General features: G+C 65.7%; 29 protein-coding genes. 24 read left to right on the top strand and 5 right to left on the bottom strand.

Annotated features, from left to right (window positions below; all coding sequences use genetic code 11):
- Window positions 1–171: 171 nt before the first annotated feature.
- Window positions 172–516, bottom strand: a complete 345-nt coding sequence (locus tag ACFOLG_RS04470) for a hypothetical protein (protein WP_386088846.1) — start codon at window positions 514–516, stop codon at window positions 172–174.
- A gap of 116 nt (window positions 517–632) precedes the next feature.
- On the opposite strand from ACFOLG_RS04470, the gene ACFOLG_RS04465 reads away from it, so the two are divergent.
- The 6 genes from ACFOLG_RS04465 to ACFOLG_RS04440 all read left to right on the top strand — a co-directional run bounded on the left by ACFOLG_RS04465 (window position 633) and on the right by ACFOLG_RS04440 (window position 5,999).
- The gene (locus tag ACFOLG_RS04465; RefSeq protein ID WP_386088843.1) at window positions 633–863 is read left to right on the top strand and encodes a DUF2789 domain-containing protein; all 231 of its coding nucleotides are present in this window, start codon (window positions 633–635) and stop codon (window positions 861–863) included.
- A 166-nt stretch (window positions 864–1,029) separates the two neighbouring features.
- Window positions 1,030–1,344, top strand: coding sequence for a hypothetical protein (locus ACFOLG_RS04460; RefSeq protein ID WP_386088840.1), 315 nt, complete (start codon window positions 1,030–1,032; stop codon window positions 1,342–1,344).
- Between the two features lie 280 nt (window positions 1,345–1,624).
- Window positions 1,625–3,613 (top strand): peptidase U32 family protein, encoded by a 1,989-nt coding sequence (locus ACFOLG_RS04455; protein ID WP_386088837.1) that lies wholly within the window; start codon window positions 1,625–1,627, stop codon window positions 3,611–3,613.
- A 203-nt stretch (window positions 3,614–3,816) separates the two neighbouring features.
- The gene (locus tag ACFOLG_RS04450) at window positions 3,817–5,145 is read left to right on the top strand and encodes a hypothetical protein (protein ID WP_386088834.1); all 1,329 of its coding nucleotides are present in this window, start codon (window positions 3,817–3,819) and stop codon (window positions 5,143–5,145) included.
- 313 nt (window positions 5,146–5,458) lie between these two features.
- Entirely contained in the window at window positions 5,459–5,572 is a 114-nt protein-coding gene (locus ACFOLG_RS04445; RefSeq protein ID WP_386088832.1) for a DUF4019 domain-containing protein, read from the top strand.
- A gap of 37 nt (window positions 5,573–5,609) precedes the next feature.
- On the top strand, window positions 5,610–5,999 hold the full coding sequence (locus tag ACFOLG_RS04440) for a DUF3224 domain-containing protein (RefSeq protein WP_386088830.1): 390 nt from the start codon (window positions 5,610–5,612) through the stop codon (window positions 5,997–5,999).
- 42 nt (window positions 6,000–6,041) lie between these two features.
- Here the strand turns inward: ACFOLG_RS04440 and ACFOLG_RS04435 are convergent, their stop codons facing one another.
- Window positions 6,042–6,950: a LysR family transcriptional regulator gene (locus tag ACFOLG_RS04435; protein ID WP_386088827.1), complete on the bottom strand. Its 909-nt coding sequence runs from the start codon at window positions 6,948–6,950 to the stop codon at window positions 6,042–6,044.
- A 98-nt stretch (window positions 6,951–7,048) separates the two neighbouring features.
- On the opposite strand from ACFOLG_RS04435, the gene ACFOLG_RS04430 reads away from it, so the two are divergent.
- The 14 genes from ACFOLG_RS04430 to ACFOLG_RS04365 all read left to right on the top strand — a co-directional run bounded on the left by ACFOLG_RS04430 (window position 7,049) and on the right by ACFOLG_RS04365 (window position 17,300).
- On the top strand, window positions 7,049–7,807 hold the full coding sequence (locus ACFOLG_RS04430; RefSeq protein WP_386088825.1) for a sulfite exporter TauE/SafE family protein: 759 nt from the start codon (window positions 7,049–7,051) through the stop codon (window positions 7,805–7,807).
- Window positions 7,808–7,928: 121 nt separating this feature from the next.
- The gene (locus ACFOLG_RS04425; RefSeq protein ID WP_386088822.1) at window positions 7,929–8,093 is read left to right on the top strand and encodes a hypothetical protein; all 165 of its coding nucleotides are present in this window, start codon (window positions 7,929–7,931) and stop codon (window positions 8,091–8,093) included.
- Between the two features lie 111 nt (window positions 8,094–8,204).
- The gene (locus tag ACFOLG_RS04420) at window positions 8,205–8,705 is read left to right on the top strand and encodes a cupin domain-containing protein (RefSeq protein ID WP_386088820.1); all 501 of its coding nucleotides are present in this window, start codon (window positions 8,205–8,207) and stop codon (window positions 8,703–8,705) included.
- 225 nt (window positions 8,706–8,930) lie between these two features.
- Window positions 8,931–9,395 carry a DMT family transporter gene (locus ACFOLG_RS04415; protein ID WP_386088818.1) on the top strand — a complete coding sequence of 155 codons (465 nt, stop codon included), beginning with the start codon at window positions 8,931–8,933 and terminating at the stop codon, window positions 9,393–9,395.
- 226 nt (window positions 9,396–9,621) lie between these two features.
- The gene (locus tag ACFOLG_RS04410) at window positions 9,622–12,150 is read left to right on the top strand and encodes a DUF3141 domain-containing protein (protein ID WP_386088815.1); all 2,529 of its coding nucleotides are present in this window, start codon (window positions 9,622–9,624) and stop codon (window positions 12,148–12,150) included.
- 133 nt (window positions 12,151–12,283) lie between these two features.
- A complete protein-coding gene (locus tag ACFOLG_RS04405) occupies window positions 12,284–12,562 on the top strand; it encodes a hypothetical protein (RefSeq protein ID WP_386088813.1) in 279 nt (92 codons plus the stop codon).
- Between the two features lie 76 nt (window positions 12,563–12,638).
- Window positions 12,639–13,007, top strand: a complete 369-nt coding sequence (locus ACFOLG_RS04400) for a VOC family protein (RefSeq protein ID WP_386088811.1) — start codon at window positions 12,639–12,641, stop codon at window positions 13,005–13,007.
- Between the two features lie 105 nt (window positions 13,008–13,112).
- On the top strand, window positions 13,113–13,577 hold the full coding sequence (locus ACFOLG_RS04395; protein ID WP_386088809.1) for a DUF3291 domain-containing protein: 465 nt from the start codon (window positions 13,113–13,115) through the stop codon (window positions 13,575–13,577).
- A 130-nt stretch (window positions 13,578–13,707) separates the two neighbouring features.
- The gene (gene sodC, locus ACFOLG_RS04390; protein WP_386088806.1) at window positions 13,708–14,217 is read left to right on the top strand and encodes a superoxide dismutase [Cu-Zn] SodC; all 510 of its coding nucleotides are present in this window, start codon (window positions 13,708–13,710) and stop codon (window positions 14,215–14,217) included.
- Between the two features lie 106 nt (window positions 14,218–14,323).
- A complete protein-coding gene (locus tag ACFOLG_RS04385) occupies window positions 14,324–14,722 on the top strand; it encodes a YkgJ family cysteine cluster protein (protein ID WP_449369280.1) in 399 nt (132 codons plus the stop codon).
- Window positions 14,719–15,003 carry a VF530 family protein gene (locus tag ACFOLG_RS04380; protein WP_386088801.1) on the top strand — a complete coding sequence of 95 codons (285 nt, stop codon included), beginning with the start codon at window positions 14,719–14,721 and terminating at the stop codon, window positions 15,001–15,003. The genes ACFOLG_RS04385 and ACFOLG_RS04380 overlap by 4 nt, the downstream gene beginning before the upstream one ends.
- 87 nt (window positions 15,004–15,090) lie before the next feature.
- On the top strand, window positions 15,091–15,699 hold the full coding sequence (gstA, locus tag ACFOLG_RS04375; RefSeq protein WP_386088799.1) for a glutathione transferase GstA: 609 nt from the start codon (window positions 15,091–15,093) through the stop codon (window positions 15,697–15,699).
- Between the two features lie 88 nt (window positions 15,700–15,787).
- Window positions 15,788–16,117 (top strand): nucleotide pyrophosphohydrolase, encoded by a 330-nt coding sequence (locus ACFOLG_RS04370; protein ID WP_386088797.1) that lies wholly within the window; start codon window positions 15,788–15,790, stop codon window positions 16,115–16,117.
- Between the two features lie 244 nt (window positions 16,118–16,361).
- Window positions 16,362–17,300: a sensor domain-containing diguanylate cyclase gene (locus tag ACFOLG_RS04365; RefSeq protein WP_386088795.1), complete on the top strand. Its 939-nt coding sequence runs from the start codon at window positions 16,362–16,364 to the stop codon at window positions 17,298–17,300.
- Window positions 17,301–17,374: 74 nt separating this feature from the next.
- Here ACFOLG_RS04365 and ACFOLG_RS04360 read toward each other — a convergent pair whose 3' ends face one another.
- The gene (locus tag ACFOLG_RS04360) at window positions 17,375–18,589 is read right to left on the bottom strand and encodes an HD-GYP domain-containing protein (RefSeq protein ID WP_386088792.1); all 1,215 of its coding nucleotides are present in this window, start codon (window positions 18,587–18,589) and stop codon (window positions 17,375–17,377) included.
- Window positions 18,590–18,908: 319 nt separating this feature from the next.
- Here ACFOLG_RS04360 and ACFOLG_RS04355 point away from each other — a divergent pair, with 319 nt between their 5' ends.
- The 4 genes from ACFOLG_RS04355 (at window position 18,909) to ACFOLG_RS04340 (ending at window position 23,251) form a co-directional block, all read left to right on the top strand.
- The gene (locus ACFOLG_RS04355; protein ID WP_386088790.1) at window positions 18,909–20,987 is read left to right on the top strand and encodes a methyl-accepting chemotaxis protein; all 2,079 of its coding nucleotides are present in this window, start codon (window positions 18,909–18,911) and stop codon (window positions 20,985–20,987) included.
- A 306-nt stretch (window positions 20,988–21,293) separates the two neighbouring features.
- Window positions 21,294–22,214 carry an aspartate carbamoyltransferase gene (gene pyrB / locus ACFOLG_RS04350; protein WP_386088788.1) on the top strand — a complete coding sequence of 307 codons (921 nt, stop codon included), beginning with the start codon at window positions 21,294–21,296 and terminating at the stop codon, window positions 22,212–22,214.
- Window positions 22,215–22,225: 11 nt separating this feature from the next.
- On the top strand, window positions 22,226–22,693 hold the full coding sequence (pyrI, locus tag ACFOLG_RS04345; protein ID WP_349584887.1) for an aspartate carbamoyltransferase regulatory subunit: 468 nt from the start codon (window positions 22,226–22,228) through the stop codon (window positions 22,691–22,693).
- Between the two features lie 198 nt (window positions 22,694–22,891).
- Window positions 22,892–23,251, top strand: a complete 360-nt coding sequence (locus tag ACFOLG_RS04340; protein ID WP_386088787.1) for a group I truncated hemoglobin — start codon at window positions 22,892–22,894, stop codon at window positions 23,249–23,251.
- Window positions 23,252–23,276: 25 nt separating this feature from the next.
- Here ACFOLG_RS04340 and ACFOLG_RS04335 read toward each other — a convergent pair whose 3' ends face one another.
- Together ACFOLG_RS04335 and ACFOLG_RS04330 are read right to left on the bottom strand one after the other, a co-directional pair.
- Window positions 23,277–24,671 carry a sensor histidine kinase gene (locus tag ACFOLG_RS04335; RefSeq protein WP_386088786.1) on the bottom strand — a complete coding sequence of 465 codons (1,395 nt, stop codon included), beginning with the start codon at window positions 24,669–24,671 and terminating at the stop codon, window positions 23,277–23,279.
- On the bottom strand, window positions 24,668–25,336 hold the full coding sequence (locus ACFOLG_RS04330; RefSeq protein WP_386088784.1) for a response regulator: 669 nt from the start codon (window positions 25,334–25,336) through the stop codon (window positions 24,668–24,670). Before ACFOLG_RS04330 ends, ACFOLG_RS04335 begins: the two co-directional genes overlap by 4 nt.
- Window positions 25,337–25,510 lie beyond the last annotated feature (174 nt).

The raw sequence follows: 25,510 nt of genomic DNA, 5'->3' as shown, positions 1-25,510 counted from the left end.
CGGCTCAGCACGGCCGGCAAGCATGGGCTTGCCGGCCGTTTTTTTTGCGGTCGCCAGCGGTGCTCGCCTGGCAGCCAGACAACGGCACCGCCGCACTCGGCCAATGGCATGCCGCGGGCCGGCGCTGGCCGATCCCGCCACGCCGGGATGCGGCCAACGTTGGCCGCAACGTCATTGCTTGCCGCTGATGGCACCGGCCGCCTGTTTGGCGGCATCCAGCTGCTGCTTGGCTTCATCGATCTGCTGCCCCAGTTCCGGGTCGAGCATGGCTGCCGCCGCGCCCACGCGCTTGGCCACGCCGATGGCGGCGCTGGCCTGTTGCTTCAGCCGCTCGGTGCTGCCGATGGCGGCACTGGCTTGCTGTTTCAGCTCCGCCAGCGGCGCGCTGCTGTCCTGCACCGCCTGGTGCACGCCGCCAATGGCGGCCGACGCCTGCTGTTGCAATTGCGCGGTCTGCTCCGCGCTGCAGGCGCTCAGCAGCAGCACGGTGGCGATCAATGGGGTAATTCGGTACATGCGGGCTCTCCGGGCCGGTGGCCAGATACGGGTCGATAGCCACTAGAACAATTGCCCCGCAGCAAGTTCCAGCGCCGTCTATGCTGGACAGGACACCCCGCCAACAGGAGCGCCACATGGATACCAGCCGTCACGATCTGCCGGCCCTGTTCAAGCAACTGGGCCTGCCGGCAGAAGCCAGCGCCATCCGCGCCTTTATCGCCAGCCACCCGCTGGCGCACGAAACCAATATCGAAGAAGCGCCGTTCTGGAGCAATGCGCAGGCGGCGTTCCTGAAGCAGTCGCTGGACGACGATGCCGAGTGGGCGGAGGCGGTGGACGAGCTGGCCAACCTGTTGTCCGGCTAGCCTGGCGCCGGCGTGGCCATGGTCTATGCTGGGGTACACCCTGGGCATGCGCGCGCTGCGTCCGCAGTGCAGGCGGCCCGGCAGCCCTGCGCCACGGCCTTGCGCCGGCAGCGGCCGCCGTTGGCCGCAGGCAGGCGTGCAGGCCCTGCCTGACAGGAGTTGCACCATGTTCATTGCTCGCTGGAGTATCGAGGCCCGCTTTGGCCACAAAGCGGAAGTGCTCGAGCAGATGCACCGCTGGATGCGGGAGATCGGCTCGCAGGTTGGCTGGACCGAAGCCAACACCCGCCTGCTCACCGGCTCGATCGGCGCCAAGGAATCCACCATCCAGTCCGAAATCGCCGTCGCCAGCCTGGCCGAGCTGGAAGCCGCCTGGACCAAGCTCGCCAGCCTGGACAGCCACGCCGCCTGGAGCAAAATGCTGGAGCCGCACGTGGTTTCCGGCACCCAGCACTGGGAAATCTTCCGCCTGCTGAGCTAAGCGCCGCCCCCCGCCACGCGGCCGCTGCCGACGCTCACGGCAGTGCCGCGCGCGGCTTACACCTAAGAGCCCCTCGAAAACCCCTGATTTCCAATCGAGATAACACGGCGAGACAAGGCGCGAACGAAAAATCCCGACGCTGCATATGTTTGATATGTAAGGAGGGATTTTTCGTGAGCAACGCAGTATCGCGACGAAAGCGGGAGTTTTTCGGGGTGTCCTAAGCCACTGATTCCGCTATACTTCCGCCCCTTCACCCCACCCACCGCAGGAAGTATTCATGAGTCTGTTGCCGCACCAGGTTGAGCTGCTGTCCCCCGCCAAGAACGCCGACATCGGCCGCGAGGCCATTCTGCACGGCGCCGATGCGGTGTATATCGGCGGCCCCAGCTTTGGCGCGCGCCATAACGCCTGCAACAGCGTGCAAGACATCGCCTCCCTGGTGCAGTTTGCCCACCGCTACCACGCGCGCATCTTCGCCACCCTCAACACCATCCTGCACGACGCCGAGCTGGACGCCGCGCGCACGCTGATCTGGCAGCTGTACGACGCCGGCGTCGATGCGCTGATCGTGCAGGATATGGGCATCCTGCAGCTCGACCTGCCGCCGATCCAGCTGCATGCCTCCACCCAGTGCGACATCCGCACCCCGGAGAAGGCGCGCTTCCTGTCCGATGCCGGCTTCAGCCAGATCGTGCTGGCGCGCGAGCTGACCATCCCGCAGATCGCCAAGATCGCGCAGACCGTGGCCGAAGGTGCCGACCCGGCCACCATCGAATACTTCATCCACGGCGCGCTGTGCGTGGCGTTCTCCGGCCAGTGCTACATCAGCCATGCCGACACCGGCCGCAGCGCCAACCGTGGCGACTGCTCGCAAGCCTGTCGCCTGCCGTACACGCTGACCGACGAAAAAGGCGGCGTGGTGGCCTTCGACAAGCACCTGCTGTCGATGAAGGACAATAACCAGAGCAACAACCTGGAAGCGCTGCTGGACGCCGGCGTGCGCTCGCTGAAGATCGAGGGCCGCTACAAGGACGTGAGCTATGTGAAGAACATCACCGCCCACTACCGGCTGCTGCTGGACGAAATCTTCGAGCGCCGCCCGGAGCTGGCGCCAGCCGCCAGCGGCAGCAGCGAGATCTACTTCACCCCGGACCCGGACAAGACCTTCCACCGCGGCGCCACCGACTACTTCGCCACCGGCCGCAAGATCGACATCGGCGCCTTCGATTCGCCCAAGTTCGTCGGCGTGCAGCTGGGCAGCGTGCACCAGGTGGGCGACGGCTGGCTGGAGATCGCCACCAGCGAACAGATGAGCAACGGCGACGGCATCAACTTCATGAAGAAGCGCGAGGTGGTGGGCATGCAGCTCAACACCGTGAAGCAGGTGGGCAAGGTGCCGGGCGGCGAGCTGCTGTGGCGCTGCCAGCCGAACGACCCGGCGCTGCTGGCCGGCCTCAAGCCCGGCACCGACATCAGCCGCAACCGCGACCACGCCTGGGAGCTGGCGCTGCTGAAGAAATCTGCCGAGCGCCGCGTGGGCGTATGGGCCACCCTGGCCGACAACGCGGACGGCCTGACGCTGACCCTGACCGACGCCGACGGCTGCAGCGCCAGCGCTGCGGCCAACCTGGCGCTGGAACCGGCCAAAGACGCCGCCCGCGCCGAAGCCAGCCTGCGCGAGGCGGTGGCCAAGCTCGGCACCAGCATGTTCCAGGCACACGACGTGGCATTGAACCTCAGCCAGCCGTGGTTCGTGCCGGCCTCGGTGATCAACGGCCTGCGCCGCGACGCGGTGGAGCAGCTGGAAGCGGCCAGGTTGGCCGCATGGCAACGCCCGCCGCGCAAGGTGGAAGCCGAACCCAAGCCGCAGTTCCCCGAGCAGAGCCTGAGCTACCTCGCCAACGTCTACAACGCCAAGGCGTGGGACTTCTACCAGCAGCACGGCGTGGAAGTCATCGAGCCCGCCTACGAGGCGCACCAGGAAGAGGGCGAGGTGTCGCTGATGATCACCAAGCACTGCCTGCGCTTCTCCTACAACCTGTGCCCCAAGCAGGCCAAGGGCGTGAAGGGGGTGATGGGCCAGGTGCGCGCCGACCCGATGGTGCTGAAATCCGGCGACGAGACCTACACCCTGAAATTCGAATGCCGGCCGTGCGAAATGCACGTGATGGGCAAGATGAAGAAGCACATCCTGAAAACCGCGCCGCCGAGCGACATCCCGGCCAGCGCACCGATTACCTTCTTCAAGCAGCGGCCGGCTTCGTAAGCTAGCCGCAAGATGCGGCCAACGTTGGCCGCAAGCCGCGGTTTTCACCTCGCCAAACAACAAGGGCAAGCCATACGGCTTGCCCTTTTGTCATTTTTATTTGCTAGAATAGTGATACTCTTGCCAGCGGCGCTAATTCGATCATGATAGTGCCTCTGATATTAATCTCTATCTAATTCAAACTTAGCTTTACTGGACGAAAAATGGCATATGAAGCAAAAGTCTTTCGAGTACTTATAGCATCACCATCAGATGTAGATGAGGAGAGAGAAATTGCAGTTAAGACAATTCAAGAATGGAATGATCTTAATTCTCCTGAACGGCGAATTGTCATGTTGCCACTGCGTTGGGAAACTCACTCAGCACCAGAATATGGAACACGTCCGCAAGAAATTATTAACCGACAAATAGTTGATCACTGTGACATTCTGATCGGAATTTTCTGGACGAGAATTGGAAGCCCAACAGGCGTATCAGATAGTGGAACTCTAGAAGAAATCGAAAGAGTCGCCGGTCAAGGGAGAACCGTCATGCTTTATTTCTCTCAAATAAAGAAAGACCCCAACTCTATTGAAATAGAGCAATTACAAAAATTACGTGAATTTAAAGAGAAAACGTTTCCCAAAGCATTGATTGAATCATTTTCAAGTCAAATTGAGTTTCGTGACAAGCTGGCAAAGCAGATTGAGATACAGCTACGAACACTTATTGCTACAGAAAAGCATACTACTAGCAATTTGACAGGGGATATCTCATCTGCAATTTCATTGGAGTTTTGCGATAGTAAAACTGGTGAAACCCTCGGCCAGACGATAAGCCTTGAAGCAACCAATATAATTTCACACGGAATTGATGCAATACCAGACTATGGGAAAGTCGAACATGATTCTTCGGAAAATGATAGTTGGTCTCTATCTAGCTTCATGAATCGGGACAACAAGAATTACTATAGGGAGTATGTTGAGTTTCTTGTTAAATCTGCCTTACTTCGCCCAGTATCATTTTCCTTAAAAAACAACGGCCTTATTGGTGCACGAGACATTTTTATTGATATGAAAATATCTTCCGACATTCACGACATACAGATTGGAACAAATGTTGATTTTAATATAAATCCTCCACAAACACACTCTGGCATGGGGGGGCTGTCATTTTATGACAATATTCAAATGAATACAGGCGATGAGTCATTTGCGGTGGAGTCCGTAACTGATCAATGGAATGCAACATTTGAAACAAGGGCGCTACAACCTCAGCGCACGGTAAGATCAAAACATAGAATGGTTATTGGTGCAACAACTTCTGGAACCATTGAAATCGAAGCAAAAATCTATGCTGATATTTTACCAAAACCAATTACTCAAAGATTAAAAATCTTAATGGAAATCAAACAGGCAAATGTTACAGCCATTGAGTTACTTGAAAAGAATGGAATTTCCCCAATCGACACAAAAATACCAAACAGCAATAAAACAAGATCCAAAATTAGCTCGCGGGGTTATAGCCGCATAGTCACCCACCCGAAAAAATAATGCCACCACATTAAAACAATAAAATATTTTAAGCCTGGCATAGTAGATCGCGCTAGTCCACGAAACACAACGCTTCACCGATTAATTAAAAAGGTTGTCCGCAAACCGTCATGACTTTGTGGTCAACCTTTCTAGCCTGTTTCGTCGGAAAAAATGACCAGCAAGAAGGGCCACAAAACAGCGCATCTTGGCCGGCAGTCGCCTGCCACGGCAGGTACAGCGCCAAATGTCAACCGACGCATACACATCATCCCGCTCGGCTGACGCGGAGTGCTGTGCCAGATAAACAATATCGACGCTCAGGGATGAGTATGTGGTAATCCAGTACCGAGTCCGTTTCGATAACCGTGCAGAAGCAATCGAAACGGTAACACCACAACGCGAAGCGGATGGCAGTTGGCGGATTTCCGGCTACTTTATCAACTAGGGCCGGACAGGGCCGCGCCCCCACAGGAGACAGCAGCATGCTGGCAATCGGTACGTTCAACGTCAAACTCACGCCGCTGGTGATTTTTCATCAGGGCACCGACGAAATGCAGCTGGGGCGCCTCGCCATCGAGAAGGAATTCAGCGGCGATCTCAGCGGCAGCAGCCGTGGCGAGATGCTTAGCGCCATCACCCCCACGCCGGGTTCTGCCGGCTATGTTGCCATTGAGCAGGTGCAGGGCAGCCTGGCGGGGCGGCAGGGCAGCTTCCTGCTACAGCACAGCGGAGTGATGACGCGCGGCGAGAAGCAGCTGACGCTGACGGTGGTGCCGGATTCGGCCTGCGGTGAGCTGGCCGGGCTCAGCGGCGAGATGCGCATCGACATCATCGGCGGCCAGCACCATTACCACTTCGACTACCGACTTTGAAGCCGCCCTGCGGCCAACGTTGGCCGCCGGCTCAAGCCGTACTCACGCCCCTTGCCAGTTGACCGCGGCGTCGAAATGCGCCACCAGGTAGTCGACGAAGCAGCGCACCCGCGCCGACAGCCCCAGTCGCGACGGGTACAGCGCCCAGATGTCGGCCGGCGCACCGCTCCACGCCGGCAGCAGCTGCCGCAGGCGGCCGCTGTGCAGGTAGGGCGTGACATCCCATAGCGAGCGCAGCAGCACGCCGTGGCCGTCCAGCGCCCAGTTCACCGCGGTTTCCCCATCGTTGCTGGACAGCGCGCCAGCCACCTTCACCGTCTGCACCTGGCTACCGCTGTGCAGCACCCAGTTGCCCCAGATATCGTCGTTCTCGCGCACCACGATGCACTGGTGCGCGCGCAGCTCGGCCGGCTCGGTCGGTGCCGGGTGCCGCGCCAGGTAGCCGGGAGCGGCGCACAGGATGCGGCGGTTGGCGGCGATACGCCGCGCCACGATGCGCGCATCCGGCGGCGCGCCGAAGCGGATGCTGACATCGAAGCTGCCGTCGCTCAGCGCCGGCATGCGGTCGCTCAGCTGCAGTTGCACCTGCACTTGCGGATAGGCGCGCACGAAGGCCGACACCGCCGGGGCGATGTGGCGGCGGCCGAAGCCCAGCGTGGCGTTGACGCGCAGCAGGCCCTGCGGCGCGGCGCTGGCGGCGCTCAGCTCCTGTTCCAGTTCCAGCAGTTCGGCCAGCAGCGGCCGGCCGCGCGCCAGGTAACGTTCGCCCTCCGCGGTCAGCGCCAGGGTGCGGGTGGTGCGGTTGACCAGCCGCACGCCGAGGCGCTGTTCCAGCGCGCTCAGGCGGCGGCTGACGGCGGGCGGGGTGATGCCCAGTTGCTGCGCGGTGGCGGTGAGGCTGCCGCACTGCAGCAGGCGGCTGAAGAAGGCGAGGTCGGCGACCGGGTCCATTGTTGCGCTCAAATCAAGAATGGTTTGTTGGTGGCGAAATTATAGCCACCAATAGCCGCTATACACTGCGCGCAGGCAACAGCAAAAGGGAGCAGGGCGTGCATCCGGACATAGTGACAACGTTGGCCGCATTACTGCTGGGCGCGGTGCTGGGCGGGGTGGGCGGCCTGCTGGGCATCGGCGGCGGCATTCTGGCGATACCGCTGCTGGGCGCCGCCTACGGCCTGGAACAGAGCATGGCGCAGGGCACGGCGCTGGTGATGATGGTGCCGAATGTGCTGCTGGCGTTCTGGCGCTACCGCCAGCGCAGCCCGTTCCCGCTGTCGCTGGCGCTGCGCATCGGCGCGCTGTCGGTGCTGGCCACCTGGCTGGCGGCGCAGCTGGCGCTGGGGCTGGACAAGGCGCTGCTGCGGCAGGTGTTTGCCGCTTTCCTGCTGCTGCTGGGCGGCTATTTCTGGCGCGAGGCGCGGCCCCGGCCGCAGCGCGCCACACCGCACCCGTGGCCGGCGCGCTATCTGCCCGGCGTGGGGCTGATCGGCGGCGCCTGCGCCGGTTTCTTCAGCGTGGGCGCCGGCATCGTGGCGGCGCCCATCCTGGTGCGCGGCTTCGGCAAGGCGCAGACCGAGGCGCAGGGGCTGGCCCTGGCGCTGGTGCTGCCGGGCGCGCTGGTGGCGCTGGCCAGCTACGGCCGCGCCGGCGCGGTGGACTGGCCGCTGGGGCTGTGCCTGGCGCTGGGCGGGCTGTGCACGGTGTCGCCCGGGGTGGCGCTGGCCTACCGCCTGCCGCAGCAGCGGCTGCGCCAGCTGTTCGCACTGCTGCTGTGGCTGACCGCCGGCCTGAGCTGCTGGCTGGGCTGAGCCTGGCCGGCCCGGCGGACGGTAGCGCCGCCACCGGCGGCCAAGGTTGGCCGCATTTTTCCTTGTGTTCCGGCCGCGCCCTTGCCTACAACGCAAGCACCCCCTTGTTGTGGAGCCGATCATGCGCGTGCTGTTGCTTACTGTATTCCTGCTGGCCGCCTGCGGCCCCAGCGGCAAGATCGCCGAAAGCCAGCGCCAGGAGCTGGACAAAGCCAAGGCGGTGCAGCAGACCGTGGACGGCTACAACCAGCAGCTGCAGCGCAGCGAAAGCTCTGCCACGCAGTAGCCGCCGCCTGCCGGCCCGGCGGCCGGCGCCTACTGGCCATTACGCCAGTGGCCATTGACCACCACGATGGCTGACGCCAGATTGTGCCGACAATCATCCGGAGCCAGACCGATGGATCAGAAAACCAGCCGTAACACCGCCGGCGCCTGCGAGCCGTTCGCCGCCGACAGCGTGCCGTGGGACAGTTATCAACAGGGCAGCCGCTTCGGCCTGCGTTATCAACAGCTGGGCGAATTCGGCGGCGCGCAGCATGTCGGCGTGAGCCGCGAGGAGCTGGCGCCCGGCAAGCAATCCTGCCCGCTGCACTACCACATGCAGGAGGAAGAGCAGCTGCTGATTCTGGACGGCGAGCTGACGCTGCTGCTGGGCGAGGCGCGCTACCGCATGCAGGCTGGCGACTACGTGTGCTTTCCCGCCGGGCAGCAGGTGGGCCATGCGCTGTTCAACCACAGCGACGCGGTGTGCCGCTACCTGATCATCGGCGAGCGCAACCGCAACGAGGTGGTGGTGTACCCGGAAAGCGGCCGCGTCGGCGTGCGCAGCCTGGGGCAGGGCTTCGACGGCAAGGCCACCATGGACTACTGGGACGGCCAGGCCGGCAGCCAGGACTGAGCCTGCCCGCCAGCGGCGGCGAGCGGTTGCGGCCGGGCGCTACCGCGTGGCCATCGCTTCGGGCGGCGCAGTGCCGTCATGTCGCTGCCGCGCCCCACGGGGTTCGCCTGCTCGCGCCCGCGCATGCTGGCTCGTGGGTAGCGCCGGCGCCGCTGAACACTGCGTTGCTTGCATGCCAACTGCGTTGGCAGGATCATCGCCGCTCCCACCCCACCGGATAGCCCCATGAACTCGCTTTACCTCCCGCTGGCCTTCATTATCGGCATCGTGGTACCGCTGCAGGCCGCCATCAATAACCAGCTCAAGGCGCTGATCGGCGGCAGCCCGATCATGGCGGCGCTGGTGTCGTTTCTGGTCGGCTCGGTCACCCTGGCCATCGCCGCACTGCTCACCGGCCAGCGCTGGGTAGGGTTGGCCGCACTGCCCAAGGCCGAGTGGTGGATGCTGACCGGCGGTGCGCTGGGCGCGCTGTTCGTGTTCGGCACCACCTTGCTGGCGCCGCGGCTGGGGGTGGCGGTGATGCTGTCGCTGATCATCGCCGGCCAGGTGTGCGCGTCGCTGCTATTCGACCGCTACGGCTGGCTGGGCATGCCGCTGAAGGAGATCAACAGCTGGCGTCTGCTGGGCGCGGTACTGGTGATCGCCGGCGTGCTGCTGGTGAACCTGGGCGACAAGATCGGCCGCGCCTGAGCGCCGCCGCGTTTCACGTGGAACCGGCGCCGGGCGGGGGCAAGCCGCGCCGCGGCGGCAGCCCACTGTTGCGTCGCACACACTGCCCGCCACCGGGCCGCTTGGCCGCCAGGCCTTGCCCGCCAGCGCTCAAGGACATGCAAATACATTTTTGCCCCGTACCTTAGCTGCACTGCAACAAAGTTATGGCTATGCTGACGCTACTACCCGACCCGCGGAGCCTGCCATGTACAGCGCCACCCTGTTCCACCAGCTGAATGCCTACCTCACCGATGCCTGGCAGCGCGGCATCCTGACGCTGGACGTGCTGCGCGAGCGCGGCGATGTCTACCTGGAGCACCACGCCGACGGCAAGCCGCCGGTGCTGGCCTTCGACTACAGCATCATCATGGACGGCCGCAAGCTGCCGCAGCCGGTGAACTACGCGCTGGCCGCCATCCGCCCGCCGGCCGGCTGCCCGGCCACCGACGCCGACAAGCGGCCGTTCGTGGTAATCGACCCGCGCGCCGGCCACGGCCCCGGCATCGGCGGCTTCAAGATGGACAGCGAAATCGGCATCGCGCTGCGCCAGGGCCACCCGTGCTACTTCGTGATGTTCTTTCCGCAGCCGGAGCCGGGGCAGACCATCGAATGCGTGCTACAGGCGGAAAAAGCCTTCCTGGACCGCATCAACAGCCTGCACGACGGCATCAGCGGCAAACCGTTCGTGATCGGCAACTGCCAGGGCGGCTGGGCGCTGGCGCTGCTGGCGGCCACCGCGCCGGAGAAGGTCGGCCCCATCCTGCTGGCCGGCTCGCCGCTGGCCTACTGGTCCGGCGTGCGCGGCAAGCACCCGCTGCGCTACAGCGGCGGCCTCACCGGCGGCACCTGGAGCGCCTCGCTGGCCGGCGACCTGGGCGGCGGGCTGTTCGACGGCGCGCACCTGGTGAGCAACTTCGAGAACCTGAACCCGGCCAACACGCTGTGGGAAAAGCCGTACCGGCTGTACGCCAACGTCGACGACGAACGCGAGCGCTTCCTGGAGTTCGAGCGCTGGTGGGGCGGCCACTTCATGCTCGGCAAGCAGGAGATGGAGTGGATCTCGCAGAACCTGTTCGTCGGCAACCACCTGGCCGCCGGCGACATCGAACTGGAGCGCGGCAACAGCCGCGTCGACCTGCGCAACATCCGCTCGCCGATCATCGTGTTCGCCAGCTGGGGCGACAACATCACCCCGCCGCAACAGGCGCTGAACTGGATCTGCGACCTGTACCACAGCAGCGACGAGATCCGCGCCAACGAGCAGACCATCGTCTACTGCCTGCACGAGCAGGTGGGGCACCTGGGCATCTTCGTCTCCGCCGGGGTGGCCAACCGCGAGCACAGCGAGCTGGCCAGCGCGCTGGACCTGATCGACGTGCTGCCGCCGGGGCTGTACGAGGCGGTGATCACCGACACCCACCCGGAAACCCCGGGCCAGGACTACCTGCAGGGCCGCTACATCGTGCGCTTCGAGCCGCGCGACATTGCGGACATCGCCGCGCTGGACGACGGCCGCGACGACGAGCTGGCGTTCGAAGTGGTGCGCCGGGTGGCGGAGATCAACCAGCAGCTGTACGACAGCTTCGTGTCGCCGTGGCTGCGCCAGCTGATCAAGCCGGCACAGGCCGAGGCGCTGCGCGTGCTGCACCCGGCGCGGCAGGAGCGGCTGTGGCTGTCCAGCTTCAACCCGTGGCTGGGCTGGCTGCCGCAGGCCGCCGCGCAGGTCCGCCGCCAGCGCCAGCCGCTGGCCGCCGACAACCCGTTCTGGCAATGGCAGCAGCAGGGCAGCAAGTGGCTAGCCAGCGCGCTGACGCAGTGGGGCGACTGGCGCGACCGCACGCTGGAACAGTGCTTCGAGCTGACCTACGGCTCGCCGTGGCTGCGCGCTGCCGTCGGCCTGCCACCGGCGGGCAGCTGGCAGCGCGAGGCGCAATCCGGGCGCTGGGAGCGCGAGGAAATGCTGCGCCTGAAGCGTACCGAGCTGGAGCAGCACTACACCGCCGGCAACCCGTTCGACGGCCTGCTGCGGCTATTGGTGTACACCGCCATCGGCACCGGCGTGGTGGACGTGCGGCCGTTCAACGCCATCCGCCGGCTGATGACGGAAACGCCGCTGAGCGAGGGCGTGGCACTGCCGGCGCTGAAAGACAGCATCCGCCGCCAGACCTGGCTGGTGCGCAACGACGAAGGCCGCGCGCTGGACACGCTGGGCAGCCTGCTGACCGAACCGCAGCAACGGCAGCAGGCGCTGGACCTGGCCTGGCACCTGCTGGGCATCGCCGGGCCGATCAGTGCGGAGAAACAGGCACGGCTGGCCCGGGTGGCCGCCGCACTGCAGCTGAGCGGCCCCAGCCCGCGGCCGGGCAAGGCCGAAGCGGCAGCGCCGGTGCCCACTGCCGCAGTTGCTGAGGTTGCTGAGGTTGCTGAGGTTGCTGAGGTTGCTGAGGTTGCTGAGGTTGCTGAGGTTGCTGAGGTTGCTGAGGTTGCTGAGGCTGCTGAGGCTGCGGAAACAACGGCGGTAACGGAATTGGCAGAAGCCGCCGCGGTAGAAGTTGCCACGCCGGCCGCCAAACCCGCGCGCCAGCCTGCCGCCAAGCGCAGTCCGCCCGCTGCCAAACCGGCCAAGGCCACGCGCGCGCCCAATGGCAAACCGGCGGCCAAGCCGGCCGCCGCCGCAGACAAGCCCGCCACGCCGCGCCCCAGCCGCCGCAAGCCGGCGCCGGACGCGGAATAAGCGCAGCCCCTGCTTGCGGCCAACCTTGCCGGGTTGGCCGCAAGGGTCGTGACATCATGCCGGTACCGCTGGGCTGACATGCCAAACGCCGTGCGCGATGATTACCCTTTGCGTAACGCCAGAAAGTAACTGCATGCCGCTGCCGGATCTTCACGATGCCACGCTGCTGCTGATCGAAGTCGATTGGGAGCAGGGAAACTGCAGACTGCATCTGCAAACCACCAGCCACGGCAAGGGCTTCCTGCTGTTTCCGGCTCTGCGTGCCATCCATATCCCGCACCATCAGCCATGGGGACCTTCGGTATCCATCAATAGTCATGTCCAGCTGACTACAGGGGAGTGGGAGATTGAAATGCAATCTGGCGATATCCTGCAAATACAAGCAGATAGCTGCGCCTGGCACAGCAGTTGATTGCACTTGCCCCTCAGCAGTCTGATCTATGCTGAAGTCTCACCGGCCATGCGCCGGACAGACAGGAGGCAGCATCATGAACAACCCGGTAGGCTGGTTCGAAATCTATGTGCAGGACATGGCGCGCGCGGTGCGTTTCTATCAGGCGGTGCTGCAGCTGCCGCTGGAGAAGCTGGAATTCCCCGGCATGGAAATGTGGACCTTTCCGATGCAGCCGGACGGCAAGGGTGCCGCCGGCTCGCTGGTGCGCATGGATGGCCGCGCTTCCGGCGGCAACAGCGTGATGGTGTATTTCAGCTGCGGCGACTGCGCCGAGGAGGCCGGCCGCATCGAGGCCGCCGGCGGCAAGCTGCTGCAGCCCAAGGTGACCATCGGCGAGTACGGCTTCATCGCGCTGGGGCTGGACCCGGACGGCAACAGCTTCGGCCTGCATTCCATGCAGTAGCGCCGTCGCGGCATGCACTTGCGGCCAACCTTGCACGGTTGGCCGCTTGTTTTTGCCGTTGTCATCGCCATCTGTGGCTGACACCCACCCGTGACGGAGCCCGCCATGTCTGCCTACCAGCTTGCCCAACTCAATATCGCCACCCTGCTTGCGCCGCTGGAGTCGCCGCAGCTGGCCGACTTCGTCAACAATCTGCAGCACATCAACAGCCTGGGCGAGCGCTCGCCCGGCTTCGTGTGGCGACTGCAGGACGATGCCGGCGACGCCACCGCGCTGCGCCCGTTCGGCGACGAGGTGATCGTCAACATGTCGGTGTGGCGCAGCATCGAAGCACTGGGCGACTTCGTCTACCGCAGCGAGCACGTGGATTTCTTCCGCCGCCGCCGCGAGTGGTTCGGCCGCATGGCCGAGGCCGCCACCGTGCTGTGGTGGGTGCCCGCCGGCCATCTCCCCACGCTGCAGGAGGCCGCCGACAAGCTGGCGCTGCTGCGCCGGCATGGCCCCAGTGCCGCGGCGTTCAGCTACGCGCGGCCGTTCCCGGCGCCGGATGCAGCGGCGCAGCCGGCCTGAGCCGTGTCGCCGCCCGTGTCGCTAGCGTCAGGGTTGGCCGCATTGCCGCCATGACATTCGCGCGGCCGCTGTCTACAACAAGGCATGGGTCGGCAGCGGTGCCGTGGCCCGCCGACATGGGAGTCCATTGATGAAGAGCCTGCTCACCCTAGCCCTGCTGGCCGTGTCCGCCAGCGCATCCGCCATCAGCGTCGAACTGCTGCAGGCCGGCGAGGCCGGCAGCGGCGCCACGCTGGGCCGGGTGGAGATCAGCGACAGCCCGTACGGCCTGGTATTCAGCCCGCAGCTGCATGGCCTGCCGCCCGGCCTGCACGGCTTCCATCTGCACCAGAACGCCAGCTGCGCGCCGCAGCTGCGCGACGGCAAGCCGGTGGCAGCGCTGGCGGCCGGCGGCCACTACGACCCGGCGGCCAGCAATCGTCACGGCGCGCCGTGGGGCGATGGCCACCTCGGCGACCTGCCGCCGCTGTACGTGGACGCGGCCGGCAACGCCAGCCAGCCGGTGCTGGCGCCGCGGCTGAAGCTGGCCGACCTGGCCGGCCGCGCGCTGATGCTGCATGCCGGCGGCGACAACCATGCCGACCAGCCGGCGGCACTGGGCGGCGGCGGCGCGCGCATCGGCTGCGGGGTGATCCCGTAGCCGGCGGCCGCGCCCGGCCTTGCCACCACCGTTGCCTGCCCGTAGAATGCGCGGCTTCCGCATTTTTGGCGGATTTTGTCGTCAATTCAATGCGTTAGGGATAGCCGTGGCCGATATCGACCGCCTCGATACCTGGATCAAGTACAAGAACGGGCTGTGCAGCGACTGCATGGCGTCCTGTTGCACCATGCCGGTGGAAGTGAAGCTGCCGGATCTGGTGCGCATCGGCGTGGTGGACGAGTTCGAGCTGGACGAACCCATCAAGAACATCGCCAAACGGCTGGAAAAGCAGCGCATCATCCAGCATTTCAACTTCAAGCATGGGGTGTTCACCCTGGCGCAGCGTGCCAATGGCGACTGCCTGTACCTGGATGCCAACAGCCGGCTGTGCACCATCTACGACCGCCGCCCCAACACCTGCCGCAACCACCCCAAGATCGGCCCGCGCCCCGGCTTCTGCGCCTACCGCCGCAACCCGGCGCACGGCCGCAAGGTATCCGCATGAGCGACAAGCAAAGCAATGACCCGCTGCACGGCATCACGCTGGAGGCGCTGCTGACCGAGCTGGTGCGCCACTATGGTTGGCCGCAGCTGGGGCAGCTGGTGAAGATCCGCTGCTTCAACAGTGAGCCCAGCATCAAGTCCAGCCTCACCTTCCTGCGCCGCACGCCGTGGGCGCGGCAGCAGGTGGAGGCGCTGTACCTGCAGCTGCTTAGCCCCAAGCCGGCCCGCCGCAGCAGCGCGCCGACGCCGCGCGTGCTGTTTGCCCGCAAGGCGGCCGACTAGCCGCGGCCGCGTCTTGCAAAATGCATGAAGCGGCACCACCTAGTCTGAGTTCCTCCACCCCGGAGGCCACTTTTGCTAGGAGTCGCGATGAAGCTGTTTTTCTCCCCCGGTGCCTGCTCGCTGTCGCCGCATATCGCGCTGGCCGAATCCGGCCTGCCGTACAGTGTCGAGAAGGTCAACCTGCGCGCCGAGCCGCGCCTGACCGAGAGCGGCGCCGATTTCCGCGCCATCAATCCCAAGGGCTATGTGCCGGCGCTGCAGCTGGCCAGCGGCGAGCTGCTCACCGAGGGCGCGGCCATCGTGCAGTACATCGCCGACCAGGCCCCCGAGCGCAAGCTGGCGCCGGCCAACGGCACGCTGGCGCGCTACCGGCTGCAGGAAGCCCTCAATTACATCGCCACCGAGGTGCACAAGGGCTTCTCGCCGATGTTCCGCAGCCAGGACGAGGCGGTGCAGGAAGCGGCCTGGCAGCAGCTGGGCAAGCGCTTCGACACCCTGGCGGCGCAGCTGGCAACACAGGACTACCTGCTGGCCGACGGCTTCAGCGTGGCCGACGGCTACCTGTTCACCTGCCTGGGCTGGGCGCGCATGCTCGGCCGCAGCCTGGACGCCTGGCCGGTGCTGCAGGCCTACGTTGGCCGCATCGGCGAGCGCCCGGCGGTGATGCAGGCGATGCGCGAGGAAGGCCTGCTCTGAGCCAGCCCGCGGCCAAAGCGGCACCCCGCCACGTGCGGGGTGTTTTGCTTTCTGGCAGCATCGCCGTTTCACCTAGCGGGAGCACGACATGAGCAAACTGGTCGACGTGGACGGGCTAATCGCCGCGCAACGCGACTTCGCAGCGGCGCGCGCCTGGCAGCCCTACCACACGCCGCGCAACCTGATGCTGGCGCTGGCCGGCGAAGTGGGCGAGCTGGCGGAGATTTTCCAGTGGAAAACCGATGCCGAGGCCGCCGCCATTGCCGCCGACCCGGCGGAGTTCACCCATCTGCAGGAAGAGCTGGCCGACGTGCTGATGTACCTGGTGCGGCTGGCCGATGTCTGCCAGGTGGACCTGAACGCCGCCGCCCGCGACAAACTGCGCAAGAACGCGCTGAAGTACCCGCCGCCGGGCTGAGCCGGCGGCGGGGCAGCGCCGCCGTTGCCACGCCGCGGGCGCTGGCGAGCGCTCACGACACCTCCGCGCGGCAGTGCGCAGTAGCAGAAAGACGCCGCCGCCGGGGTATTTGCTGGCCTTTTTTATTGAAATGGCTCACCGGCGCGCAGTTGGCGCCGGCGAAAGCCAGCGGCACCGGCAATGCTTGAGGCATGACTTTAAATCAAATGCTAACATCTTATTTTTAAAGCGCTTCCTGACCGCCATGACGCATCCCGAATCCACCCTGACGCACGCTGGCGCCATCGACAGCCCGGCGGCCCGCCGGCTGCAGCAGATCCTGGATATCCTGCCGCAGCCGGTGATGCTGTTCCGCCCGGATGGCCAGGTGGAATACGCCAATGCCGCCGCCCGCCAGCAGTTTGGCGAGCCGCTGGCGGCGGTCAGCTGCCATCACTACACCCTCGCCAGCGACCGCCCCTGTCACGGCGAGCAGCCCTGTCCGTTCCAGCTGGCCCGCGACAGCGGCCAGCCAGTGACGCTGGAGCATTGCCGCCGCGATGCGCACGGCAACGAGCGCTTTATCGAGGTGACCGCCGCGCCGCTGTTCGGCGAAGACGGCCGGCTGGAAGCGTTGCTGGAAACCCACCACGACGTGACCGCCCGCAAGCAGGAAGAGCAGCGCCTGCAGCTGCTGCAGGGCCAGCTGACCGAGCTGGCGCACCGCGACCCGCTGACCAACCTGTCCAACCGCCGCTTCCTGGAACTGAAACTGGAAGCGCTGGCGCGCGACCGCGTGTCGCGTCACTGCGCGCTGCTGTTCGCCGACCTCGACCAGTTCAAGCCGATCAACGACGTGCACGGCCACGTGATCGGCGACCGCGTGCTGAGCCTGGTGGCGCAGCGGCTGCGCAGCGCGGTGCGCAACAACGATCTGCTGGTGCGCGTCGGTGGCGACGAGTTCGCCATCCTGCTGGAAAACAGCAACGACAGCGGCGCGCGCGCGGTGGCCAGCAAGATCATCGCCGCGCTGAGCCTGCCGCTGGACGGCCTGCCGACGCCCAACCAGCTCGGGGTGTCGATCGGCATCGCCATGTTCAGCACCGGCAGCGCCATGCCGGCGGAACTGCTACAGCACGCCGACGCCGCCATGTATTGCGCCAAGCGCCGCGGCGGCAATGACCGCGAGCTGGTCCGGCTGTAAACACCGCCCGCGCACGGCAATGCGGCCAACCTGTCACAGGTTGGCCGCAGTTTTTTGTCACGCGTCAGGCGGTTTCACATGAAACGCAGCGGGTTGAGCTGCCACTTGTCCGGGTCTTCGTGGCTGACGATCTTGTCGCCGCCGCCAAAGCCCAGCGGCTTGGCCAGGTCGACGATTTCCGGCGTCAGGTAGACACCGCTCTTGGCGCTGAAGAAGGTCTTGATCCTGGGCTGCAGCAGGCTGCCTTCGTTCTGCGCCACCACCACCCCCAGCTTGCCGGATTCCAGCCGCACCAGCGTGCCCACCGGGTAGATGCCGACGCAGCGCATGAAAGCCTGCACCAGCGTGGGGTCGAAGTGGTATTTCGACCACTCGTAGATCTTGCGCAGCGCGTCGGTGGCCGCCATGCCCTTGTGGTAGCAGCGGTCGGCGGTGATGGCGTCGTACACGTCGACGATGGCCGCCATCTTCGCCAGCGTACTGATGGTGTCGCCCTTGAGATTGTGCGGGTAGCCGCTGCCATCCACCCGCTCGTGGTGGTGCAGGGTGATGTCCAGCGGGATTTCGCCGATGCCGTCGGTGCGGCACAGGATGTCGAAGCCGTCGCGCGGGTGGCGCTTGATGATGTCGAACTCTTCATCCGTCAGCCGCCCCGGCTTGTTCAGCACTGCATCCGGCACCAGCGCCTTGCCGGTGTCGTGCAGCAGGCCGCCCATGCCGGCCAGGTGGATGGTGTCGCGATCCAGCCCCACCGAGCGGCAGAAGGCGATCATCAGCGTGCCGACGCTCACCGAATGCAGGAAGGTGTAGTCGTCCTTGTGCTTGATGCGCAGCAGCGTCAGCAGCGCGCCGCCATTGCGCAGCACCGACTCGGTGATGCTCTCGATCATCGGATCGACCAGCTCCAGCTCCACCGCCTTGCCCAGCCGCACGTCCTGCATCACCGTCTTGACCAGCGCATGCGCCTGGTTCTTGATGCGCGCCGCCCGCGCCATTTCGTCGGCAATGGACACCTGCAGCGTGATGGCAGGCTGCTGGCTGGCGACCTCGATCATTTCCTGTTCCAGCGTTACCCGCACCTCATCCGCGGTGCGCGCGTGCTTCACGTCCAGCCCCTTGCCGGTATCGATGTACACCTCGTGAATGCCGGCGGCGAGGATTTTCTCGATTTCCTGCTCGCTTTTGAGCAGGAAGCTCTTGCGGAAAAACGGGTGCGCCGACCAGTCGCAGTTCAGGTCCTCGATAAACATGCCGACCTTGAGCTCAGACACGCCTATGCACTTGATCATGGAATCACCACTCGTCGCCGCAGCACGGCGCAATGCCTTGGATATAAATCATGATACGTCGCGAAAAACGGCGAGTCCTCAATCCGGGAAAAAGTAAATACGCATGATGGCGGACAGCCAGCGCCCGCCTGCCGCGAGCACAACGTCATTGCCGGTAGCGGCGGGCGACGGCCAGCGCCGTGGTCGCTGCGGCAGCCGCCGGCGGCGAGACGGGACTATTCAATGTGTCGGCTAAGCAGTAAGGTTCTGTTGAAAATACCGCGCAAAACGGCCGCAGGCCGGCACAAAATCAGACAAACGTCACTCCGGGGAGCCAGTCATGGCACAAAGCGCAAGGTGGGGACACCTCAGCAACCGCATCATTCTGGTGGCCGGCATCGCCATCGCCATCGGCTTTGCCAGCATGATCGCGCTGATCGCGCGGCAAAGTTACAACGCCGCCGAAGCGCAGGGTTACAAGCTGGCCTCGGAACAGGCCGGCCGCTTTGCCGATTCGGTCACCGGTGACCTGGCGCGCGGCTTCGCCATTCCGCGGCTGCTGGCCGAAAGCGTGGCCGGCCTGCAGCGCGCCGGCGCGGTGGACCGCAAGGTGGTGGACACCATGCTGCTGAATATCCTGGACAGCGAAAAACAGGCGATCGGCATGTGGATGCTGTACGAACCGAACGCGCTGGACGGCAAGGACGAGCAATTCCGCCTCGACTGGCCGCGCCACGACCCGACCGGGCGCTACACCCCGTACATCACCCGCGGCGCCGACGGCAAGGCGCAGCAGGACGTGATGATGTCGTCCGACCGGGTGGAGAAATTCGCCGAGTGGAAAGACAAGCCGGCCGAGTACGTGCCGGACTACGAGAAGGCCGGCTGGGGCGATTTCTACTTCGTGCCGAAGAGCCGCAACCGCGACACCATCACCGAGCCGTTCTTCTACGAAGTGCAGGGCAAGAAGGTGCTGGAAAGCTCGCTGGCGGTGGCGATCAAGGACGCCAGCGGCAAGTTTGCCGGCCTGGCGGCCGCCGACCTGGCGCTGGACGACCTGCAAAAGCGCTACGGCAGCGTCAAGCTGTACGACACCGGCTACGTGCGCATGGTGTCCGAGGGCGGCCTGTACGTGGTGAACCCGGATGCCGCCCAGGTGGGCAAGCCGATCGCCAAAGACGACCCGCTGGCGGCCAACCTCGACAAGATCAAGAAGGGTGACAGCTTCTTCTACGAGGACGGCGGCTTCACCCATTTCTACTACCCGATCCGCGTCGGCGACACCGGCCAGTTCTGGTCCGCCGGCGTGTCCATTCCCACCGCCGCCATTACCAGCGATGCCGCCAGCCAGCGCAATATGGCGATCATCATCGGCGTGGTGGCGCTGGTGATCATCCTGCTGGTGCTCACCACCGTGGTGCGCGCGCTGACCCGGCCGCTGAACACCCTGGCCGGCACCATGGAACAGCTGGCGTCCGGCAAGGGCGACCTGACGGTGCGCATCCAGGTGGCCAATCGCGACGAGATCGGCCGCACCGCCAGCGCCTTCAACCAGTTCATCGACAGCCTGCGCGACATGTTCGTCGAGGTGCGCGAACAGAGCCTGGCGGTGAGCCGCACCGCCGGCCAGCTGGCCGAATCCGCGGTGCAGGTGGAGCAGGCGTCGGCGCAGCAGTCGGATGCCGCCAGCGCCACCGCCGCCGGCGTGGAGCAGGTCACCGTCAGCGTGCACCACATCGCCAACACCGCGCAGGATGCCGAAGCCGCCGCGCGCGCCACCGGCAGCCTCACCGAGCAGAGCGTGGCCACGGTGGAGAAGGTCACCGCCGAGATCACCCGCATGACCAGCAGCATGCAGGCGCTGGCCACCCGCATGGAGGCGCTGGGCGAGCGCTCCAGCGAAGTCACCACCATCGTCAACGTGATCAAGGACATCGCCGACCAGACCAACCTGCTGGCGCTGAACGCCTCCATCGAGGCGGCGCGCGCCGGCGAGATGGGCCGCGGCTTCGCGGTGGTGGCCGACGAGGTGCGCAACCTTGCCAGCCGCACCGCCGAGGCCACGGTGCAGATCAGCCGCATCGTCAACGCCATCGGCAGCGAAACCGGCGAGGCGGTGAGCAATGTGCAGCAGTCCAGCGCGCTGGTGGCGGTGAGCGTCGGCATTGCCGAGGAGGCCAACCAGGCGATGCAGCAGGTGCGCGACAAGAGCAGCGAACTGGTGCTGGGCATCGGCGACATCGCCGCCTCCACCCGCGAGCAGTCCAGCGCCGCCACCGAGATCGCGCAGAACGTGGAGCGCATCAGCAGCATGGCGCAGAGCAACAGCCACATCGCCAGCGAAGTGCGCGGCGAAGTGGAGCAGCTGCGCGAGCTGGCGGCCAACCTGGAAAGCCTGGTCGGCAACTTCCGGCTGTAAGCGCGCCGCGCCGCCGGCCCGCCACGCCACCGCCCGGTGGCGTTTTTTTTTTGCGGCCAACGTTGGCCGCAGCCACCGCCGCGGCCTACCGCGCGGCGGGCGAATTTCGTATAATCCCGCGATTTTGTTCGCGAGACCGCCCATGACCGCCACCCCTTGCCAGCCAGCCCCGTGCGCCGCCGCACGCGCCGCCGGCGTTGCCAAGCGCGGCCGAGGCGTGGCCTGGTCTTGCCGTTCTTGTGAAAAAAGCGCCTGAGCCGTTCAGGCGCTTTTTTTTAAGTTTCATCATTGCCGGAGCGATATCCCATGGCCAATCCGCTTTACCGCAAGCACATCATTTCCATTCCGGACTTCAGCCGCGAAGAACTGGAACTGGTGGTGGAAACCGCCGCGCGCCTGAAAGCCAGCCCGCGCGCCGACCTGCTCAAGGACCGCCTGATCGCCACCTGCTTCTTCGAGCCGTCCACCCGCACCCGGCTGTCGTTCGAAACCGCAGTGCAGCGCCTGGGCGGCAACGTGATCGGCTTTTCCGACGCCGCCAGCACCTCCACCAAGAAGGGTGAAACGCTGGCCGACACCGTGCGCATCATCAGCAGCTACACCGACGCCATCGTGATGCGCCACCCGAAGGAAGGCGCCGCGCGCGTGGCCAGCGAGTTCTCCGCCGTGCCGATCATCAACGGCGGCGACGGCGCCAACCAGCACCCGTCGCAGACCCTGCTCGACCTGTTCACCCTGCGCGAGACCCAGGGCCGGCTGGACAACCTCACCGTGGCCTTCATCGGCGACCTGAAATACGGCCGCACCGTGCACTCGCTGGCGCAGGCGCTGTCGCTGTTCGGCGCCAAGTTCTACTTCGTCGGCCCGGAGGCGCTGGCGATGCCGGACTACCTGTGCGAGGAGCTGGACGAACGCGGCATCAGCTACACCATCGCCGCCACCATCGAAGAGGTGATCCCGCACATCGACATCCTGTACATGACCCGGGTGCAGCGCGAGCGCTTCGACGAGGCCGAGTACAAGAAGATCCAGGGCCAGTTCGTGCTGCGCGCCGACATGCTGCGCCATGCGCGCCCGAACATGAAGATCCTGCACCCGCTGCCGCGGGTGGACGAGATCACCCCCGATGTCGACAGCACCCCGCACGCCTACTATTTCGAACAGGCGAAAAACGGCGTGTTCGCGCGCCAGGCGCTGCTGTCGCTGGTACTGAACGAAACGGTGTGAAAGGAAAAGCCATGAGCGAAAAAGTCTACGCCCGCAACGTCGAGGCCCTGAAGAACGGCACCGTGATCGACCACGTGCCGGCCGGCATGGGCCTGCGCATCCTGCACCTGTTCAAGCTCACCGAATACGGCGAACGCGTCACCGTCGGCCTGAACCTGTCCAGCGGCCACATGGGCAGCAAAGACCTGATCAAGGTGGAAAACCTGGTACTGAGCGAGGAGCAGGCCAACGAGCTGGCGCTGCTGGCGCCCAAGTGCACCGTCAGCGTGATCGAGGATTTCGAAGTGGTGCGCAAGCAGAAGCTGGCGATCCCGGACGAAGTCACCGGCATCTTTGCCTGCCCCAACTCCAACTGCGTGTCGCACGTGGAGCCGGTAAAAAGCCACTTCCGCGTGCGCGTCACCGAGCACGACACCAAGATGAAGTGCAAGTACTGCGAGAAGGTGTTCAGCAAGAGCATCGTGGTGGACGCGCGCTAAGCGGCCAAGCTTGTCCTGCCTGCCACGCCACCGCTTGCGGTGGCGTTTTGCATGGCGGCCTCACCGCCATTGACTCCCCGCCAGCGTGGACTAAGGTAAGACTAGCCGGCCCGGCCCTCCGCCGGGCCGTCCTTGCTGCCGCATCCCGACGCGCCGATGGCCGCTGCCTGCGGCGTGCCTTCTGCTCGGGAGTCTGCCATGTCCAGCCTGTATGAACGCCTCGGCGCCGCCGACGGCATCCGCCGCATCGTCGACGATGTGGTCGCCAACCACCTGGTGAACCCGGTGGTGAATGTGCGCTTCCGCCACGTCAAGGATCTGCCGCACCTGAAAGAGATGGCGTTCCAGTTCTTCTGCATGGGCAGCGGCGGGCCGCAGAGCTACCAGGGCAAGGACATGCGCAGCGCGCACCAGGGCATGAATATCAGCGAGCAGGAATACCTGGCGGTGATGGACGACATCGTGGCGGCGCTGCACAAACACGGCGTGGACGACGACAGCCGCAACGAGGTGGTGGCGATTCTGTACGCGCTGAAGGGCGAGGTGATCCGCGTGTAGTCGGCCGCGGCCAACCTTGCCGCCATCAGCGGCCGGGGGCGCCGGCCGCCACCGCCTGGCGCGGCAGGCGGATGACGATGCGCAGGCCGCCGCCGCTGCCGCCCTCCAGCCGGATCTGCCCGCCGTGGCCGCGCACGATCTCGCGCACGATGGCGAGGCCGAGGCCGCAGCCATCGCCGCCGGCCTGCTGACCGCGGTAGAAGCGCTCGAACACCAGCGCGCGCTCTTCCAGCGGAATGCCCGGGCCGCTGTCGGCCACGCACAGCTCCACCTCGTCGCCGCGGCCGTAGGCCGACACGGTGATCTCGCCGCCCGGCGGGGTGTAGCGCACCGCGTTGTCCACCAGGTTGGACAGCATCTCGCGCAGCAGCAAAGGTTGGCCGCACAGCCGGGCGTGCTCGTCGCCCTCGTAGCCCAGGTCCAGCGCCTTGCCCAGCGCCACGGTGACGAAATCCAGCGTCACCGTGCGCGCCAGCTCGGCCAGGTCCAGCTCGCGGGTGTCCTGGCGGTTCGGCCCCGGCTCGGCGCGCGACAGCGCCAGCAGCTGGTTGGCGAGGCGGATCACCTGGTCGGTGGCACGCACCAGCGCCGCCAGCCCGGCGCGCTGCTCGGCAGGATCGGCCATGCGCAGCGTCACTTCGGCCTGGGTTTTCAGCAAGGTCAGCGGCGTACGCAGCTGGTGCGCGGCATCGGCGACGAAGCGCTGCTGCACCGCCAGCTGCTGTTCCAGCTCCGACAGCGCGGTGTTGAGCGCGGTCACCAGCGGCTGCAGCTCGCGCTGCACGCTGCCGACATCCAGCTGCAGCGACGGGTCGCCGGCGCGTTCGCGCAGGATGCTGCGCACCCGCTGCAGCGGCCGCAGCGCGCGGTTGATGCCCACCGCCACCAGCAGCGCCGCCACCGCGCCGATCAGCCACTGCTGCGCCAGCAGCTCGCGGAACAGCCGCCGCGCCAGCGCCTGGCGCGACAGGGTGGTTTCGCCCACCTGCACCAGCAGCAGGCGCTGGCCGCCGCCGTAGTACAGCGGCAGCGCCAGCACCACGCTGCGGATCGCCTCGTCGCGGAAGGCGGCATCGTAGAAGCGCACCTCGCCCGCCGCCGGCAGCTGCGCCGGCAGCGGCAGCTCGGCGTCGCCGGTGATGGTGGAGCCGCCGGCAAAGCCGATGCGGTAGAACACCCGGTCCTGGAAGTGCGGGTCGAACATTTCCAGCGCCGCCACCGGCAGGTCCACCACCAGTTCGCCGTTCTGCAGCGTGATGCGCTCGGCGATGCTGCGCGCCGAGGCCTGCAAGGTGCGGTCGAAGGCGGCGTTGGCCGCCTCGCGCGCGTTGTCCTGCGCCAGCCAGGCGGTGGCGGCGGCCAGCGGCAGCAGCGGGATCACCACCCACTGCACCAGCTCGCGGCGCAGCGAGCGCCTCATGTGGCCACGTCCAGCATATAGCCCAGCCCGCGCAGGGTGAGGATCACCACGCCGCTGTCGGCCAGTTTCTTGCGCAGCCGGTGCACGTAGATTTCCATCGCGTCCGGGCTCAGATCTTGGTCCAGCCGCACCACCTGCTCGGCCAGCGCCTCCTTGCTCACCGGCTTGCCCTGGCGATAGAGCAGCACTTCCAGCACCGCCATTTCGCGCGGTGTCAGCGCCAAAGGTTGGCCGCGCACGCTGTAGCGCTTGCTGGCCGGCTCGAAGCTCAGCTCGCCGCACTGCAGCGCGCCGTCTTCCTTGCCTTGCGAGCGGCGCAGCAACGCGCGCACCCGCGCCTCCAGCTCGGCCAGTTCGAACGGCTTGCCCAGGTAGTCGTCGGCGCCCAGATCGAGGCCGTGCACGCGCGCGTCCACCCCGGTCTGCGCGGTCAGCACCAGCACCGGCACCTTGTTGCCGCGCCGGCGCAGGCGCTTGAGCACCTCGAAGCCGTCCATGCGCGGCAGGCCGATGTCGAGGATCACCAGCGCGTACGGCTCGTAGCTCAGCAGTTGGTCGGCCTGCACGCCGTCGGCGGCGACATCCACCGCGTGGCCGGATGCCGACAGCGCTTTTTGCAGCCACAGCGCGATGTCGGGGTTGTCTTCGACCAGCAACAGTCTCATGGTCTCGGTCTCTTGTTGTTGTGTGTGGTGGCGCCCGTGGCGCTGCGGCCCTGCTGTCGGGGCCGCTGGCGGGGAGGGCGCTTTTTTTATCGTATCACCCGCGCCGCGGCCTGCCGCCCGGCGCACCACAGCTGTGCGGCTTTCTTGCACCTGTGCAGTGCAACATTACGGCAA

Source organism: Vogesella facilis, from assembly GCF_042648525.1.
GTDB classification, from domain to species: Bacteria; Pseudomonadota; Gammaproteobacteria; order Burkholderiales; family Chromobacteriaceae; genus Vogesella; species Vogesella facilis.
This window is presented reverse-complemented; position numbering and strand designations above follow the sequence as displayed.